The sequence below is a fragment of the Herbaspirillum sp. 1130 genome (assembly GCF_017833835.1).
In the GTDB taxonomy this organism is placed as follows: domain Bacteria; phylum Pseudomonadota; class Gammaproteobacteria; order Burkholderiales; family Burkholderiaceae_D; genus Herbaspirillum; species Herbaspirillum huttiense.
The window spans coordinates 818,233-834,107 of record NZ_JAFICQ010000002.1 but is presented as its reverse complement, the minus strand read 5'-3'; the positions used below and the strand labels follow the sequence as shown (position 1 = coordinate 834,107).

The 15,875-nt window shown below is 60.5% G+C and carries 15 protein-coding genes; 1 reads left to right on the top strand and 14 read right to left on the bottom strand.

Annotated features, from left to right (window positions below; all coding sequences use genetic code 11):
* Positions 1 to 2: 2 nt before the first annotated feature.
* The 11 genes from JOD78_RS12535 to JOD78_RS12485 form a co-directional block, all read right to left on the bottom strand.
* Entirely contained in the window at positions 3 to 1,691 is a 1,689-nt protein-coding gene (locus JOD78_RS12535; RefSeq protein ID WP_245202099.1) for a ShlB/FhaC/HecB family hemolysin secretion/activation protein, read from the bottom strand.
* Between the two features lie 429 nt (positions 1,692 to 2,120).
* A complete protein-coding gene (locus tag JOD78_RS12530) occupies positions 2,121 to 3,086 on the bottom strand; it encodes an NAD-dependent epimerase/dehydratase family protein (protein ID WP_209567858.1) in 966 nt (321 codons plus the stop codon).
* On the bottom strand, positions 3,083 to 4,066 hold the full coding sequence (locus JOD78_RS12525; protein ID WP_209567860.1) for a fumarylacetoacetate hydrolase family protein: 984 nt from the start codon (positions 4,064 to 4,066) through the stop codon (positions 3,083 to 3,085). The genes JOD78_RS12530 and JOD78_RS12525 overlap by 4 nt, the downstream gene beginning before the upstream one ends.
* A gap of 3 nt (positions 4,067 to 4,069) precedes the next feature.
* Positions 4,070 to 4,651: a cupin domain-containing protein gene (locus JOD78_RS12520; RefSeq protein WP_121044800.1), complete on the bottom strand. Its 582-nt coding sequence runs from the start codon at positions 4,649 to 4,651 to the stop codon at positions 4,070 to 4,072.
* 84 nt (positions 4,652 to 4,735) lie between these two features.
* On the bottom strand, positions 4,736 to 5,551 hold the full coding sequence (locus JOD78_RS12515) for a cyclase family protein (RefSeq protein ID WP_034331966.1): 816 nt from the start codon (positions 5,549 to 5,551) through the stop codon (positions 4,736 to 4,738).
* A complete protein-coding gene (locus JOD78_RS12510) occupies positions 5,548 to 6,702 on the bottom strand; it encodes an MFS transporter (RefSeq protein ID WP_204724936.1) in 1,155 nt (384 codons plus the stop codon). Before JOD78_RS12510 ends, JOD78_RS12515 begins: the two co-directional genes overlap by 4 nt.
* A gap of 78 nt (positions 6,703 to 6,780) precedes the next feature.
* On the bottom strand, positions 6,781 to 7,911 hold the full coding sequence (locus tag JOD78_RS12505) for an FAD-dependent oxidoreductase (protein WP_134221491.1): 1,131 nt from the start codon (positions 7,909 to 7,911) through the stop codon (positions 6,781 to 6,783).
* Entirely contained in the window at positions 7,908 to 8,279 is a 372-nt protein-coding gene (locus JOD78_RS12500) for a Rieske 2Fe-2S domain-containing protein (RefSeq protein ID WP_209567862.1), read from the bottom strand. The genes JOD78_RS12505 and JOD78_RS12500 overlap by 4 nt, the downstream gene beginning before the upstream one ends.
* A gap of 27 nt (positions 8,280 to 8,306) precedes the next feature.
* Positions 8,307 to 9,233: a VOC family protein gene (locus JOD78_RS12495; protein ID WP_209567863.1), complete on the bottom strand. Its 927-nt coding sequence runs from the start codon at positions 9,231 to 9,233 to the stop codon at positions 8,307 to 8,309.
* A gap of 47 nt (positions 9,234 to 9,280) precedes the next feature.
* Positions 9,281 to 10,441, bottom strand: coding sequence for a prolyl oligopeptidase family serine peptidase (locus JOD78_RS12490; RefSeq protein ID WP_034331960.1), 1,161 nt, complete (start codon positions 10,439 to 10,441; stop codon positions 9,281 to 9,283).
* A 49-nt stretch (positions 10,442 to 10,490) separates the two neighbouring features.
* Complete coding sequence (locus tag JOD78_RS12485) at positions 10,491 to 11,345, bottom strand: transporter (protein WP_209568271.1); 855 nt, start codon at positions 11,343 to 11,345, stop codon at positions 10,491 to 10,493.
* 365 nt (positions 11,346 to 11,710) lie between these two features.
* On the opposite strand from JOD78_RS12485, the gene JOD78_RS12480 reads away from it, so the two are divergent.
* A complete protein-coding gene (locus JOD78_RS12480) occupies positions 11,711 to 12,634 on the top strand; it encodes a LysR family transcriptional regulator (RefSeq protein ID WP_209567865.1) in 924 nt (307 codons plus the stop codon).
* A gap of 92 nt (positions 12,635 to 12,726) precedes the next feature.
* On the opposite strand, the gene JOD78_RS12475 is transcribed toward JOD78_RS12480, so the two are convergent.
* The 3 genes from JOD78_RS12475 to JOD78_RS12465 are packed head-to-tail and all read right to left on the bottom strand — an operon-like array spanning position 12,727 to position 15,641.
* Positions 12,727 to 14,472: a DUF2326 domain-containing protein gene (locus tag JOD78_RS12475; protein ID WP_209567867.1), complete on the bottom strand. Its 1,746-nt coding sequence runs from the start codon at positions 14,470 to 14,472 to the stop codon at positions 12,727 to 12,729.
* Positions 14,459 to 14,725: an ABC-three component system middle component 6 gene (locus tag JOD78_RS12470; RefSeq protein ID WP_209567869.1), complete on the bottom strand. Its 267-nt coding sequence runs from the start codon at positions 14,723 to 14,725 to the stop codon at positions 14,459 to 14,461. Before JOD78_RS12470 ends, JOD78_RS12475 begins: the two co-directional genes overlap by 14 nt.
* On the bottom strand, positions 14,709 to 15,641 hold the full coding sequence (locus JOD78_RS12465; RefSeq protein WP_245202132.1) for an ABC-three component system protein: 933 nt from the start codon (positions 15,639 to 15,641) through the stop codon (positions 14,709 to 14,711). The genes JOD78_RS12470 and JOD78_RS12465 overlap by 17 nt, the downstream gene beginning before the upstream one ends.
* Positions 15,642 to 15,875: the final 234 nt, after the last annotated feature.

The window sequence follows — 15,875 nt, the reverse complement described above, 5'->3', positions numbered from 1 at the left end:
CATCAGTAGGACCAGGTGAGGGAGAAGCCGGCCGTGAGGCGGGCCGTCTCAAGACGTTCAGGTTTGGAAACCGGTGTGCCGGCGAAGGCTTCCCACGACAGGCTCTTGTAGCCGCCGCGCAGGCCCGCTACCGCGCCCGCCAGGTGCTTGCCAACCAGCAGTTGCGCCGAGGGTCCGGCGACTTCGCCGTAGTCGAGGCCGATGAAGAACTCCTGGCCGCTGCTGCCCAGTGCGGCCGCCAGCTCATTGCGCACGAACCAGCCGTGATCGGCGAGCAGGGTCATCTCGCCATCGAAGCCGCGCACGGTGTAACGGCCGCCGATGGAGAAGCGTTCCTGCGGTGCCAGGGCGGTACCATTCCATTGGCCGCGTGCGGCCAGCGTGTAGCGCAGTGCCTGTCGTCCCCATGGCGCATCGAGGCTGAAGGGCTGGCTCAGGTTGAGGTCGAGCGTGGCCAGCGAGAAACGCGCGCTGCCTTCGCCGAAGACGTCTTCCGGTGCCGGCAAGGCCGAGAATGCACCGGTGCCGCGCCGGTAGGCCAGGCTCAGGTCGAGCGCGCCATCGGCGATGAATTCACGATGCGCCACGCCCAACTCCCAGCCGGCAGTGCGGCGGCGCTGGACCTCGATCTCGGTATCGTTGACGAAATTGCTGGCACGCCGCAGGAAGGCCTTGGCCGAGACCGACGTCTTGCGCGAGGCATCGCGATAGACCATGCGGGCGAGCTTGATTTCGCTGGTCTCGCTCTGGCCGCGATAGAGATAGGTCTGCGTCAGGCCGGCGATGGTCTGGTGGTAGTCGCTGCTGCTGGTGGTGAAGCCCAGGTTCCAGTAGCCGAAGGGCAGCGAGTAATGCACGGTGCTGCCGCGCGATCCGCGCGGGCCGGCATGGCCGCCGCCCAGATCATGGTTGACGCTGACGTAGAACAGGTCATTGAGGGTCCACCAATTGTCATAGGACAGGGTAATGCTGCCCTGGTATTTGCCGGTGGCATCGGAGCCGCTGTCGTCGACCGAGACCGCCAGCCGCAAGGGAAAGGCCTGCCGGTAACTGATGACCAGATCGCTCTGGCCGGGCAGTGCGCCTTCGCCCTGCGCAGGTTCAAGCTTGATGTCGGCTTCGGCGGTGGGGACCCGCTTGAGATTTTCCAGACCCTGTTCGATGTCGCGCAGGTTGAGCAGCTCACCGGGACGGACCGGCAAGGCATTCCATTGCGTGCCGCGTGGATCGGCATCGGCGGCGAAGCGTATCTGCCGCACGCGGCCCGGCAACAAGGTCAGCATCAGCACGCCGCTGTTGAGATCCTGCGGCTCGGCCAGCACCCGCGTGGTGATGTAGCCGCGCGCGACGATGGCGTTTTGCAGGCGTGTCATCAGGGCATTGATGCCTTGCACGCCCAGGCAGCGCCCGTCCACTGAGGCCTCGTCCCCGAGCAGCCAATCGAAACGCGCAGCCTCCTCACCCCGCAGTTCCACGCGCCGGATCGGATAGCACGGTGTCTCCTGCGCAGGCAGCGGCAGTGCGGGCGCGGCCGGCTCTGCGGGCAGGCGGACGTCCGGTGTGGTTTCCTGCTGGCGGCGCAGTGCGCGTTCGCGCTGCTGCTCGCGCTGATACTGCTGCGTGGCCGGATCGGTCTGTGCCTGCGCGTAGTGCGCCAGGCCCCACTGGCCAAGACTGAAAGCGAAGGACAAAGCGGTCGCCAGCCTGCGTGGGCGCGAAGGGCCCCGCAAGACTCCCTGAGGATCTTGTTTCATGATTTTTAGTTGTGGTTCGGGCGGTGCTGAACGGGTGCGGACCTGTCACCCCTGATGGTCCGTCTGCCTGTTTGCGGCGACATTTCCACAAGGAAAATATGCCGAGCGGCAATTTTACCCAACTTTACAGTCTCGCCAAACAAGAATTCGTTCGGCTGTTGCAAATCATGTTAATTGATGCAAAGTCACCAATAGTCCCTGAGATGTGAACTCAATGAATCTGTATGGCAACGAAAACGGACTGATTGTCCTCAATGGATCAGCGGGGAGCTATATGCCCTGAGGGCAGGAAGGAGGGCCGGCGTGCAAATAATTCAGCGCAGCACAAATGCCGGGACGCGCAGCACAACTGCGCGTCCGGAGAGATCAGGAATGGAGAGACAAGGCGCGCCGTACCAGTTCGGCAGGCGAACCATCATCACGCAAGCCAAGCCGGCGCGCGATGCGGTCATCAAGTACGGGATAGCGGCCAAACACCGCCTCCACCGGCTCTTGCGGGGCATAGCGCACAAGCGCAGGTCCATCCACGCGATACAAGGCCGAGAGCGTTGCGACCACTTCCTGCATGGATAGCCGCAATACGGGCAAGGCCCAGGTGCGTTCCATGTGGCACTCGGTATCCAGCATCGGATCCATGACCGCCGCATGCAGCAGGTTCTCCGCACAACGTTGTGCCGACATCCACCACGCAGTGGCCTGCGGTCCGACCGGCAGCGTCACGGACTCGCCCGCCGCCAGCGCATGCAACAGCTCGCTCATGAAGGCCGAGACCAATCCCGAGGCAGCACGCGGACGCGCCACGATGCCCGGCAGGCGCAGCGAACGGCCATCAAGCACACCACGGCGCGTGGCATCGGCCAGCAGGATTTCGCAAGCCCGTTTGTGCGCGCCATAAATCAGCGCCGGACGCGTGGGCGTGGCCGGGGTGACCGGGTCCGGCAGGGGCGTGCCATATACCGCGATGGTGCTGGCATACACCACCACCGGCGGCGCACTCCCCCTTGCCCTGCCTTCGGCCAGCAAGTTGAACAGATCCAGCGTGGCATCCAGATTGACGCGGCGGCTCAAGGCCGGATCGGCTTCGGCCGCACCGCCCGGCACCGCTGCCAGATGAAAGCAGAGATCGGCACCGAACTGTGACAGGCGTGACTGCACCTGCGCATCCTGCAATTCACCCTCGATGCATTCGACGGACTCGGGCAGCAAAGGCAAGGTGCGATCCATCGCCGCCAGCCGCGTAATACGCTGTTGGCCGACCTGCCCCACCTGTTGCAGCAGCTGCAGCAGGATCGCGCCGATGAAGCCGCCCGCGCCAGTGACCAGGACCCTCATGCTGCCTGCACCACGCGTTGCTGAACGATACCGAAGGGACCGGGACGGCCATCCTCGTAATGCGCCTGCATGCGCACCTCATCGCCGAAATGCATGAAGCCGGTACGGATCTCGCCGTGATCGATCTTCTCGATCACGCGCCGCTCGGCGATGCAGGCTGAACCGGCCGCGCGCGCCACATTGGAGACCGTACCCGAGCCAATGATGCAGCCCGCGGTGAGGCGACGGCTGTGCGCCGCATGCGCGATCAGCTGTCCGAAGGAAAAATTCATTTCACCGCCGTGCGGTTCGCCAAAGCGCGCGCCATTCCACTGCACCTGCAAGCGCATCTGCACGCGGCCATCGTGCCAGGCATCGCCCAGTTCATCGGGGGTGACGGCAATCGGGGCAAAGGCCGTCGAGGGCTTGGCCTGCAGGAAGCCGAAACCGGTCTTCATCTCATGCGGGCCGAGTGCGCGCAGGCTCCAGTCATTGAGCTGCACGACCAGGCGCACGGCCTGCAGGGCTGCGTCCGGTGTCGCGCCCATGGCGACCGGCCCGACCACCACACCGAACTCGCCTTCGAAATCGATGCCTTCGGCTTCCGACCGCAGCGGCACGTCCTGATGCGGTCCGAGGAAATCATCGCTGGCCCCCTGGTACATCACGGGCACGGTATCGAAATACGGAATCGGCGGTGTCTTGAAGGCTTCTTCCATCAAACGTCCGTGATTGAGGAAGGCAGACGCGTCCAGCCATTGCGGTGCGCGCGGCAGCGGCGCCATGCACAGCTGCGCATCGAAGGCGATGGCACCATCGGCACGGCCTTCATTGAGGGCCTGATAGCGCTCGGCCAGGGCGGGTGTGACCTCGTCCCAGCGCGCCAGCGCATCGATCAGAGTGCGCGCGATCCGCGGCACCGGCAAGGCGGTGGCGGCATTGCGCGCGACCAGTACCAGCGCGCCATCAGGCGTACCGTCGCGCAGGGTGGCGAACTTCATGGCTTACGCTCCCTTGGCGAGTTGGGCGGCAATGGCCGGGTCAACCTCGCCATCGACCAGGATGAACAGCATGCGGCAAGGCTTGCCGGAACGATTGGCCCAGGCGTGATTGGTACCACGCTGCACGACCACGCTGCCGGGTTTCAGGGCGACTTCGCCACGGTCCAGCACCAGCGTCATCTCGCCGTCGATGACGATGCCGTAGTCCACCGATTCAGTACGGTGCATCAGCGGATGGGGCGAGTCGGTCTGCACGGTGGATGCCGAAGCTTCGCCGATCTGGCTGAAGGCCTCGTGCATCTTGCTGTTGGCGCTGGCGAGAAACTCCTCGGTGTCGGGCGGGATGTCGACGAAGCGCATGCGTGTGCCGCGCGCCGGGGGCGACAGCACCAGTGCTCCCAGGCTGGGATCAGGGCCATTGTCCACGCGCGCGGGCGTGGCGCTGGTGCTCCAGACTTCATGGAACAGCGTGCCGGGAATGGCGGCCACTTCGACCACGGTCGGCAGCGGACCGTCGCTGCTGATGATGGATCGGCCTTGCGCATCGTGGCCGGTGACGACGCGGTGTATCGGGGGGAAGGACATCATGGGCTCCATTGAATCGCTTGTATCGTCTGAATCGCTTGCATTGCGTGAATCTGCTGATGGCTGTCCGTGCGGCGGCGGGTATCAGGTTTCGTCGAAGATCGCGACCGCGCGCGTCCAGCCGGCACTGGCCCCACGGATCTTGTGCGGGAAGCAGCTGATGGTAAAGCCATGCGCCGGCAAGGCTTCGAGGTTGTGCAGTTTTTCCAGGTGGCAGTAGCCGATGTCGCGGCCGGCCTTGTGGCCTTCCCAGATCAGGGACTTGTCGCCGGTCTCGGCTACCCGTTGCGCGGTATAGGAGAACGGTGCGTCCCAGCTCCAGGCATCAGTGCCGGTCAGGCGCACGCCGCGTTCGAGCAAGTACATGGTGGCTTCGTAACCCATGCCGCAGCCGGCACCGAGATAGTCACGATGACCGTAGCGCGAGCCGGCGCGGGTATTGACCACGACGATGTCGAGTGGCTGCAGCACGTGGCCGATGCGCTTGAGTTCGGCTTCCACATCGGCGGCGGTGGCTACATAACCATCGGGGAAGTGACGGAAGTCCAGTTTCACGCCCGCCTGGAAGCACCATTCCAGCGGCACTTCATCGATGGTGATGGAGGGGCGCGCGCCGCCATTCTTTGCGTCTTGCGTGGAATGGAAATGCCACGGAGCATCCAGATGCGTGCCGTTGTGCGTGGTCAGCGTGACCCATTCGGCCGCTGCGGCCTCGCCATCGGGATAATCCTCGGGCTGCGTGCCGGGCAGCATGGCCATGAATTCGGGCAAGGTGTCGGCATGCTTCTGGTAAGTGATCTTCGGGGCCAGCGGGGGCGGGTCGGAGAGCACGTCGTTTTCAAGATAGATGGACAGGTCGACGAAACGATGACGGCGACGCGTCTGCAGGGATGCGGTCATGCCAGAGCCTCTTGAGGTTGAACGGCGACTGCACGCGGCAGCCGCGAGAAACAGATCGATGCCCCCACGCCCAGCACCACCGCCACCGGACCCAGGCTGCCATAGCCCCAGCCCTGCACCAGCGTGCCGCCGAGGATGGGGCCGATGGCCGCACCCGTCATCAGCATGGCGGGCGTGGCAGCCATGGCACGGCCGCTGCGGTCCAGACGGGCCATGAGGCCGAAGGCGAAGGTGTGCGTGAAGATCATCACGGCAGCAAACACTGACGCCGCTGCCGCATAAGGTGCAAAACGCAACGAACTCATGATCACCACCACCAGCAGCGCTTGCACCAGCGGGCCGGCCATCAGTACGCTGCGGGCGGGCAGCCGCTTCTCCAGCAGTGCGGCCAGCGGTGCGGGCAGCAGGTTGACGAAGCCCAGCGCGATGAGCACACCGGTGACCGCTTCCAGTCCGAAGCCGCGATCACTGCCCACGCGCTCCAGGAAACTGAAGGTCATCGATTGCACCAGCCCCATGCAGGCGATGCCGGCAATGCCGTACCAGACCTGGCGCGGCACCGGCTCGCGCGGCTTGGCGACACGCGGCAGGCCATCCGTCTCCGGACGGGGAAACGCCAGGGCACAAGCCAGCGCACCCATGGCCATCACCCCCGCGAAGAGATAGAACAAGGCAGGACCACCCACGCTGGCGATGATCGGCGGCGCACTGCCCAGGAACAGGATGGCAAACAAGCCCAGCGCGATACCCACCAGCGCAAAGCCGCGATGCGGATTGCTGCCGCGCGCGATGGTGCCATGCGTGACACTGAGCGAGAGCCCGGTGGTGATGCCGCACGCCGCATGCAGCAAGGCCAGCAGCAGGTAGTGCTGGGTCTGCGCCGCCACGGCGAACAACAGGGCCGAGAGGCCGAAGCCGATTGCCGCCTTCCAGCGCGCCGTCTCGGGATCGAAGCGAGGTGCCAGCACGGCACTGGCCAGCACCGCGCCGCCCAGGAAGAGCGAGGCCAAGAGGCCAGCCTGGCGGGCATCGAAGTGGTAATGCGCCACCAGCGTGCCGACCCAGACCGGCAGCGCCACCAGGTCGATCATGCCGGCGCAGTGCGCCAGCATCAGCGCAGCCAGGGCGCGCTTGGAATAGGTCGTGATCATCTTGTCTCCTCGCGTCGTACGCAGGTTGCTGAAGCGTTAAGCGTTAATCGTTTATATTTTTTATATTGATGAAAAAAATCAGATCGGCTGGACCAGCGCCGCGTGCGATTCGCGCATGATGCGCGAGTGCTCGTCCTTGTCGCCGCCCCCGACCTCGATCTCGCCCAGCCGGGCCGAGTTCTCCACCACCATGCGGCAACGTTCCCAGCGGCGTTCCTCGAAGGCCGACAAGGCCAGCGCTACGTTGCCGTTGCGCGCCAGTTCGTCGGCCAGTACCAGCGCATCCTCGATGCCGATGCAGGCACCGGAAGCCAGGTGCGGCGTGGTGGCATGCACCGCATCACCGATCAGCACGACGCGGCCCTGATACCACGGACGCGGCAGCAGCAAGCCTTCCAGCGGGCGGAAGATGATGCGGGCGTTGTCGTCGAGCTGGCCGCGGATGGTCTTCAAGACCGGGGCGCTGAAGTCTTCCAGCAGGCCGCGCAGGCGCGCCACGAAGGTGGCCGGATCGACGTGGTCGTTGACCGGACGCGGCTCGGTGACGAAGAGGTACATCTCGTCTTTGGACACCGGATTGACGCCGGGCTTGATTTGCGGCCCCATCCACATGGTGCAGGTGGTGATCTCCGCCGGACGCGGCAGGATGGCGCGCCACACGGCCTGGCCGCTGTAGCGCGGCTTGGGTGCGTTGGGGAAAAGATGGGCCCGCAGCTTGGAATAGAGGCCATCGGCACCGATCACCAGATCATAGCGGCGGGTCTGGCCATCGGTGAAGTCGACCTCGACCTCGTCGCCGATCTCACGCAGCGCCGTGAAAGTGCAGCCCAGGCGCACGTCGGTGCCCGAGGCGCGGGTGGCATCGGCCAGGATGCGCGCCAGTACCGGACGCAGGATGGCACCGCCGCCGGGTACGTCGGGCGAGGCCAGGCGAGGGGTGGGCAGCTCGGCGATCTGCGGGCCGTGCGGCAGGCACAGGCGCACCCCATCACCGGCCGCGCCTTCGCGCAGGAAGGCATCGAGCACCCCGAGTTGCTTGAGCGCACGCAGCGTGGCCGGGCCGAGGCTGATGCCGGCACCATAGTTGCGCCACTGAGGATCGAGTTCCACCAGGTCGACCTGGGCGCCACGGCGGCGCAGGTCAATGGCGGCCGATGCGCCGGAAAAACCGCCGCCGATGATGAGGATGCGTTGGGCTGCGAGTGTCATGGTGTCTCCTGAATCTTTTTCTTGATGAGTGGATCGTCTTCGCCGGTGGCCAGGTGCAGGCCGCCGTCGTCATCGATGCGCAGCGCCACCGGCGTGAGCGAGTCGCCCAGGCAAGGGCCTAGCGTACACACGCCGGTGAGCGGATCGAACAATGCGCCATGGGCGGCACAGACCACGTGCTGCCCGCTGGCATCGAGATAGGCATCGCGCCGCCATGGCAGCGGTGTGCCGTGGTGCGGGCAGCTGTCTTGCCAGGCCCGTACCTGGTCTCCCCGGCGCAGCAGGAAGATGGTGGCCTGCCCTGCCCCATCGGTATCAAAACCGCGTGCGCCGTCCTCAGGCAATTGCGTGACATGGCACAGGTACATGGCTGTCTCTCCCGCTATGCCCGGCAATCAGTGTGCTGCGCCCGGCGGCGGCGGGCCGCCCGGTGCCCACTTCTCGCGGTACTGGAACAGGAACAATTGCGAGGCATCGGCACCCATCGGTGCTTCGCGCGCGGCCCATTGATCGTCGTGCAGGTCCATGTCGGCGTCGTATTCGACGTGGCAGCCCAGCGGCGAATTGAAATACCAGAACCAGTTGCTGCCGAAGCGATGGCGGCCCGGTCCCCAGAAGCTTTGATAACCCTTTTCGACGAAACGGGTGCCGGCCAGCAGCACCTCGGTCGGGCCGCCCATGTGGAAGGTGAAGTGTTCGCAGCCCTTCATGAAGGGCGGGGTCTGGATCATGAACAGCGTGTGGTGATCCAGGGTCCCGGCCGGACGCAGGAAGGGACCCACGCCAGTGAAGCGGTCAGTGCAGACGAAACCCAGGCGCTGATAGAAGGCCTCGGCCTTGGCCGCATCCGGCACGAAATACACCACGTGCGACAGCGTGCGCGGCAGGGCTTCGCCCTCGGCGGGCAGGCCCATCTGGTTCGGTGCGCGCTGGGCATCGCCGGGGCCGTTGACGCGTTCCGACTTGATGTCGAGCGCACGGCGCACGGTGACCTGGAAGGCCAGCGCAAAGCCCATGTCGTCAACACTGCGCACCACGCCATCGCGGCGGCTGACTTCGCGGTCACGGCGCAGTTCGGTTTCGATGGCATCCAGCGTGGCGACGTCGGCCACGCCATAGACGGTTTCGCGCAGCAGGCTGGCGGTGCCCATGGGTGGCGGCAGCGTGGCGTCGTCCTTGGCGCGCAGTACGATGGCGGTACCGTCGAGGGCTTCGTAACGGTCGTTACCACCCTCCTTGAGGCCATAGTCGAGCAGGTACTGGCGGCAGGCGGGCAGATCGTCCACGCCAAAGACCAGGGCATCGGGTCCAATGATGTTCATGCGGATTTCCTTGTGATTGACTCGGTGTTTCGTTGGCGCCGTGCGCCTCAGCGTTTGGTGCGACCGCCCAGGGTCTCGGCCACCCAGTCGGCGATGACGTGGCCGGCGTTGATGGAATTATCGAAGCTGGCGTGCTGCGCGCCGCCTTCGCGGTCGGTGAAGATCTTCAATTCGCGCTTGGGGCTGTTGACCAGTTGTTCGTAGGTACGGTGCGCCCACTTGAGGGGAATCTGCGTGTCCTTCTCGCCGTGGGTGACCAGGAAGGGCACGCGGATCTTCTCGACCACGCCATCCAGATGCACGTCTTCGGCGATGCGCATGAAATCGTCGATATCCTTGGCACCCCACACCCAGCAGACGTGCTGCCAGTAATGCGGTACGGGGAAATCGCCCTCTTTTTCCAGGCGCTTTTTCTGTACATCGCGCCAGTCGTGATTGGCCCCCCACACCACGCCACAGGCAAAGCGCGGCTCCATGGCCACCACGCGCGGGCAGTAGTAGCCGCCCAGCGAGACGCCTTCACAGCCGATGCGGCTGGCATCGACATCGTCGCGCTGCTCCAGCCAGTCCACCACGTGGCGCGCCCAGTGCTCGGCATCGAAACGCGCGGTCATGCCATGCAGGCGCAGGGCTTCGCCGGTGCCGGGCTGGTCGATCACCAGCGACGAGACCCCGCGCTCGGCCAGCCAGCCGGGCAGGCCGACCAGGTATTTCATTTCCTTGGTCGAATCCAGGCCATTGAGCTGGACCAGAATCGGGGCAGGACCCTGTACATTGTTCGCGCGGGTATAAAGGCCGGAGATGACCTTGCCTTCGTAAGGAATCTCGACGCGCTCGCAGTTGTCACCGGCCAGCGTGATGCCGCGCTGGAACACTTCCAGGAAGCGGCGATACAGCTCCAGCCGGCCCGGTGCGCCGTGACCCTGCAGGCGTTCGCAGGTCAGCAGGTAGCTGGCCGCGCGCTTGTACTTGGCACCGGCCGAGAGCAGCCGGCCGCGCGCTTCATCCTCGGCGGCCAGGCTGCAGAGCTTTTCTGCCATGTCCGCCCAGGTGGCGCGGAAGGCGGCGGTGCCTTCGGCGTCAGGCTGTTTGGCCGCCTCCTGCAGGGGGGCGCACATGGCTTCGATTTCGCCGATGCGTGCGCCCATCTCGATGGCGAGATCGACGGAAAGATTCCAGACATAGTTCGTCGGGAAGTAACGGAACATGGTGTAACTCCTTTGATGATGAGTGATACGGATGGACGGCTGCGTGGCCTCAGTGCGGGCCGCCCATCCACAGCGGCATGGCGAAGTTGATCCAGATGGCATCGCTCTTGGCCGTGTTGGCGGCGTACAGGCCGCGCTGCACGTTCATGTTGATGCTGTAGGTGCCGGCGTTGTAGGCCACGGTCGGCCCCATGGCAAAGCTGCGCATGCGGTTGCCGGTGATGTCGGCGCCGTTCTGGCGGTCATCGGTGAACTGGTTCAGATAGGAACCGGTGACGCCGACTTTCCACTTGCCGAAGTTCCAGCCACCGATGAAGTCCGCCACGTAGGGAGTGCCGGAGCGGTAATTGGTATCGCTGTTCTTGTCGTTGAAGAGCAGGCGGTTGGAGATGCCCAGGTCCAGCCCGTTGGGATCGTTGTGACGGATCGCCAGCACCGGCTGATAGGAGGTGTAGCCGACCGCCACACTGGTGCGATTGGGGTCGTAGGAACCGGTCTTGAGCGCGAAGTCGAAGCCGAAGGTGACGTTGGTATGCGCGGCCACATCCCAGCGCAGCAGCAGCGGCGTGACAGTGACGTTGGAGAGGCCGTTGTGGTTCTCGCCGTGGCCCATCACTTCGGTATGCAGCGAGACCACCGGCAACACCAGTTGCGAATAGACCTTGGCGCCCATCCATTCGACGCCATAGGAAGCCAGCAGGCGCGTGGTGGCCGAGAACACATCGGTCTTGAAGGGGATGGGGCGCTTGTTGCCCTTGTTGTCGTACAGGCCGTCGGCACTGCTGTAGTTGAACTGCTCTACCGCGAACAGGCCCGGGATGGGCGGCAGCGCGGCGATGTATTCACTGGTGGACCCGGTGGGGAATGGCGAAACGCCCCCTTCGAAAGCTTGCGCGGACTGCATGCTGGCACTCCCGATCATGGCCACAACGGCCAGGACGGCACGATTCCCCAGCCGCCGGGCTGGTACGGTTCCTCTCTTCACTTCTGTCTCCTTGTCTCCTACCCTGCCTGGCTTGTTGTCTCGCCATCGCGGCGTCTTCTCGGGGCCAGGCCGATCAATGGCGCAGGGCGCCACCGGCTTGCCGTGCCGGCCTTTTCTTGGATGCTTCTGCGAGGCCGTGCAGCGGATGGATGAAGGTTAAGGTCGAGGTTGATATTGATCAAATGGATTGTTTTGATTCATGATATGGACGGGATCAATACATGACCGGCCCTGCAACCCTTGCACAAAAGACAGGCCGGCACCCGACAACGGAGACTTATCCAATGCGTTTCAACAAGCTCGACCTCAATCTGCTGGTCGCGCTCGACGCGCTGCTGACCGAACTCAACATCAGCCGCGCCGCCGAGAAGATCCACCTGAGCCAGTCCGCCATGAGCAATGCGCTGGCGCGCTTGCGCGAATATTTCGATGACGAATTGCTGATCCAGGTCGGCCGCCGCATGGAAGCCACGCCGCGCGCCGAAGTGCTGCGCGATGCGGTCAATGACGTATTGCGGCGTATCGAAGGATCGATCGCGGCCAAGCCCGCTTTCGTCCCGGCGGAGTCACATCGGGAATTCCGCATCTCGGTCTCCGACTTCAGCCTCAACGTGCTGATCCCGCGCGTGATCGCACGCGCGCATGCCGAAGGGCCGCAGATCCGATTTGCGCTGATGCCGCAGGTGCAGGATCCGACCCGTTCGCTGGATCGCGCAGAGGTCGATCTGCTGGTGCTGCCGCAGGAATTCTGTACGCCCGATCATCCGGCGGAGGAAGTGTTTCGCGAACGTCACGTCTGCGTGGTGTGGCGCGACAGTCCGCTGGCCAAGGGCAAACTGACGCTGGAGCGCTACATGGAGGCCGGTCATGTGGTCATGGTGCCGCCCGGTGCCAACGCCTCCTCGGTGGAGGCGTGGATGGCCAGCAAGCTGGGCTTTGCGCGGCGGGTGGAGATCACCAGCTTCAGCTTTGCCTCCTGTGTGGCGCTGGTGCAGGGGACCGACCGCATCGCCACCGTGCATGGCCGGCTGGCGCGCAAGCTGGCCACGCAATTGCCGGTGGTACTCAAGGAAAGTCCGCTGCCGCTGGCGGAGATGCATCAGATGATGCAGTGGCATCGCTATCGCACCAATGATCCAGGGATCGAATGGCTGCGTCGCGTGTTTCTGGAAAGTGCGCGCGAGATGGACAAGGAAAAAAGCAAATAAAGCCGTCCGGGAAAACTAAAAATACAAACGATCAATATCGAATACCTTAAAAAAATGCCCGACAAAACGGGCATTTCATAAGCAATGCAAAATCAGTTGTAATGCATATCCACTTGAATCCCCAGGAGCTTGCTAGCATCCCCATCGTCTTTTAGTGTAAGAACTCGCTTGTCATCGCCGAAGAGTTTCTCAAATTCATCAGGAGCAAGAAACTGCTCCATTGCATCAATTTGATCTTGATTTACTGTAGCGATGTATTGCTTTCCGTGTCGCGCTGTGTACTCATGCGCGACCTTAAACAAAACAGCACGCTGCCGGGGATCGATATCGCTGTACAAGCGACTATCGTGCCATATGAAATCCATCCTATGATTTCCGTTCAGAAGCAACACAGCCAAGTCGTAGCAAAAGATTTTTACTGCATTAATCCCATCCGAGCCATCAGCCTCAATACGCACATCAAAGTCATATCGGATTTTATTTTCCCCATCATTTACGTCTAACGTAATACCTGCGGGTGCCTCCGGATAAAAAAGCTTTGCCAGACTAGAGAATAGAGAAATATTTCGCTCTCTCTCTCCTGTACTTTCCAATAAATAGACGGTTGTCTTTATTGTTTCTTCGTTGAGATCTTTTCTAATGTGAATGAGCTCTTCGCGACTCTTTTGCAAAAGGCGCTGATAATCCTGAAGCTTGTGCAACCTACCCAACAGTTCGGAACGTTGAGAGCTTACTGCGACGTACTGATCTAGGGCGCGCTTATCCGATAAATAGGCCAGTTTTTCATCGACCTGAAGATTCAACTCCGCTATCTGCTGAGTCAAGATTTGCAACTCAGCATTAAGTCTCATACGCTCCTGACCAAATCTCGCAATACGGTTTTCTACCAGTTGCTTATGGAATTCCTGAACATCATCCAGTCTTTGTAATGTTTCCGATCTAAACGCCGCCATAAGCTCGCTATAGAGAGCAATAATTTTTTCCTTGGAGATATCTGAGCGCATCTGCAAACTCTTTTCGACGTTGCGCAGAGCTGTTTCAGCAATAACTCTTTTATTCTTAAGTTCTCGCAGCCGCTTATTCAAATCGTTTGCTTCGCGCTCAATTGCATAAAAGTCCTCTGCGACTTTGAATTTCGAGAGATCCGCATCAAGTCTATTTATCTGCTCTTCCAAGTATTTGGTTTGCAGCGAGGCGTCTTTATTCCCTGTGTAATATTCGCGAATAAATGGATCATTCTTAAAGTTCTTTTCAAATTCCTCTATTTCAACCTGTCGACGCCGCAGCTGATATTTCTTTGTGACGAGATCGATATCAAGATCCAGCAAAAAAAGATTTCGTAGAAGAACGGTATAGGGCTCCCTGTCGCCGGATGTAACTTTTGGGTCGTTATAGTCATGCACGTTGCGACGAATAAAGCGAGGAATAAGGGCGCGAAAAGAGAGTGACGGATCCGCGATATCAGGAATGACAAAAGAGAACTTTTCTAATTGCTGATTTAGCGCTGAAACTTTGTAGGGTTTTCCGTTGAAAAGAGGCTGGCTTTGCTTGCCCGTTTCCCGACTGATAACGTGCGACTGACCATTCGCTTCAAACTCAACCGTAAATACCCAATCAATTAGATGCTGCTGAAACGCCTTATTCGTCGATGAGCCTAAGCAGAAATGTAAGATCTCAACCAACAAAGATTTGCCGACCCCGTTGTAGGATCGATCGTCTTTAGAGTCCTCGCCAGTCGGTACATCAGTGCGCACGCCCACAATTAAAGACAACCCGGTTTTGTTGAAACGGACTGTCTTGAAACTATTCTGATTGGCGGAAATTTTAATTAGTCGCATGTCGCTTGCTAACTTCGTATCGCGATAATTTGCCGTCCTCGTTAAGAGAGAGAATTCCTAATGCATATAACGAATCGACAGCCAAAACCAAATTATCAAATGAATGAAAGGCAGGATAATCAGCACCTCGAGACTTTTCAAAACTCCGCCACACTTGATCGATAGTCATAGGGGTGGACAGCGTTTCAAGAACATACGCACCAAGCCCAAGCAACGATTCCGCAAATGTGATGTGTTTATCCGGCAGCAGCATTGCGCGGCTCCTCGAAAATATCGCAAGTTTCAAAATATTTAGCCATGATCACCAAAGCGACATCGCGCCTAACTCGATCCACTGCCGGCCTCCCAGTCGATGGGGCTATATGCTGCAAAATGGCCGCAAACCTCACGTCTCCAAGCTCTTCCTCTGTTTGTCCTTCAATGCTCGGAAAGTCCCGAAGACTAGAGGCATAGAGGCTTGCCAGATAATCCCGCAAGTCTTGTTTTGTAAAGCTGCTATTTACAGAGAAATACTCATCCAATTGCCAAGTTTCCGCCTGTTTGGCCTTTAACCAATGACCATTTCGCTCCAATCCATTGAACCAAATCTTCTCGTCAATATCGGGCACCACTAGTTTGCCGCGTCCTGAGACGCAGGGCGGACTATCTTGAATATGCTGCATTACCTCAGCAATTACGGAATAATCGAGTGCTGCGATCGCATCTTCGTCGGGCAATCCACCGATGATCGACATGATCTGATCCTCGGCCAGCAACATAAATTCATCTTCAAGGTCTCTCGCTCGAAAGACCTCCGCCGCGACAAGACCATGCTGTTTCTGTAATTCTGTCAGTGATTTTTCTAACGGGAAAACTGTTCCGCGATATTTGTCGTTGAAAACAAAGAAATATTCTTTCACTGCGCAGAACTGCCCCCAATAGGGAAGAAGCTTCGCAACAAAATCAGTCTCAACTTTATTGATCGCTTCCTGAAGACTGTGCGATGGATCATTAGGCGCAAAAACTTGAAAGTAACGGCCGTGGGCTTTTTCGTATCCGTCGTTGCCTCGGTCACCCTGATTACCGTATGGCTTAATCTTCAAAAATCCAGGACGAGATGCCTCCAGCACTGCTGCAAAAAGATGCTCAAATGCAAATCCCTCGGATTGGTACACCTTCAACTTGAACATCGTTCGGGCGAAGTATTTGACGTTAGGTGTCATGACTGGAAAGGATGGGTACAAAAGATACGCAAAGTTTACCCGTCATTATGCGCTCTTCAGGAAGCTGGAAAGTTACACTGTAAATAAAAACAGTGTTTTTATACAATTAAAACTTTCCAGCAGAACAACATTTACAACTGACGCCTGCGTCAAAACACATCCTTTTGATTTCCCATCATTTGGGATTGGGTAGCTGCGAAA

Bases quoted from the DNA above. Each gene is read 5' to 3' on its own strand.
- JOD78_RS12495 (WP_209567863.1), bottom strand. From the start codon at position 9,233: ATGAACATCATTGGACCCGATGCCCTGGTCTTTGGCGTGGACGATCTG.
- JOD78_RS12500 (WP_209567862.1), bottom strand. From the start codon at position 8,279: ATGTACCTGTGCCATGTCACGCAATTGCCTGAGGACGGCGCACGCGGT.
- JOD78_RS12485 (WP_209568271.1), bottom strand. From the start codon at position 11,345: ATGCAGTCCGCGCAAGCTTTCGAAGGGGGCGTTTCGCCATTCCCCACC.
- JOD78_RS12530 (WP_209567858.1), bottom strand. From the start codon at position 3,086: ATGAGGGTCCTGGTCACTGGCGCGGGCGGCTTCATCGGCGCGATCCTG.
- JOD78_RS12510 (WP_204724936.1), bottom strand. From the start codon at position 6,702: ATGATCACGACCTATTCCAAGCGCGCCCTGGCTGCGCTGATGCTGGCG.
- JOD78_RS12480 (WP_209567865.1), top strand. From the start codon at position 11,711: ATGCGTTTCAACAAGCTCGACCTCAATCTGCTGGTCGCGCTCGACGCG.
- JOD78_RS12505 (WP_134221491.1), bottom strand. From the start codon at position 7,911: ATGACACTCGCAGCCCAACGCATCCTCATCATCGGCGGCGGTTTTTCC.
- JOD78_RS12525 (WP_209567860.1), bottom strand. From the start codon at position 4,066: ATGAAGTTCGCCACCCTGCGCGACGGTACGCCTGATGGCGCGCTGGTA.
- JOD78_RS12470 (WP_209567869.1), bottom strand. From the start codon at position 14,725: ATGCTGCTGCCGGATAAACACATCACATTTGCGGAATCGTTGCTTGGG.
- JOD78_RS12490 (WP_034331960.1), bottom strand. From the start codon at position 10,441: ATGTTCCGTTACTTCCCGACGAACTATGTCTGGAATCTTTCCGTCGAT.
- JOD78_RS12520 (WP_121044800.1), bottom strand. From the start codon at position 4,651: ATGTCCTTCCCCCCGATACACCGCGTCGTCACCGGCCACGATGCGCAA.
- JOD78_RS12475 (WP_209567867.1), bottom strand. From the start codon at position 14,472: ATGCGACTAATTAAAATTTCCGCCAATCAGAATAGTTTCAAGACAGTC.
- JOD78_RS12465 (WP_245202132.1), bottom strand. From the start codon at position 15,641: ATGTTCAAGTTGAAGGTGTACCAATCCGAGGGATTTGCATTTGAGCAT.
- JOD78_RS12515 (WP_034331966.1), bottom strand. From the start codon at position 5,551: ATGACCGCATCCCTGCAGACGCGTCGCCGTCATCGTTTCGTCGACCTG.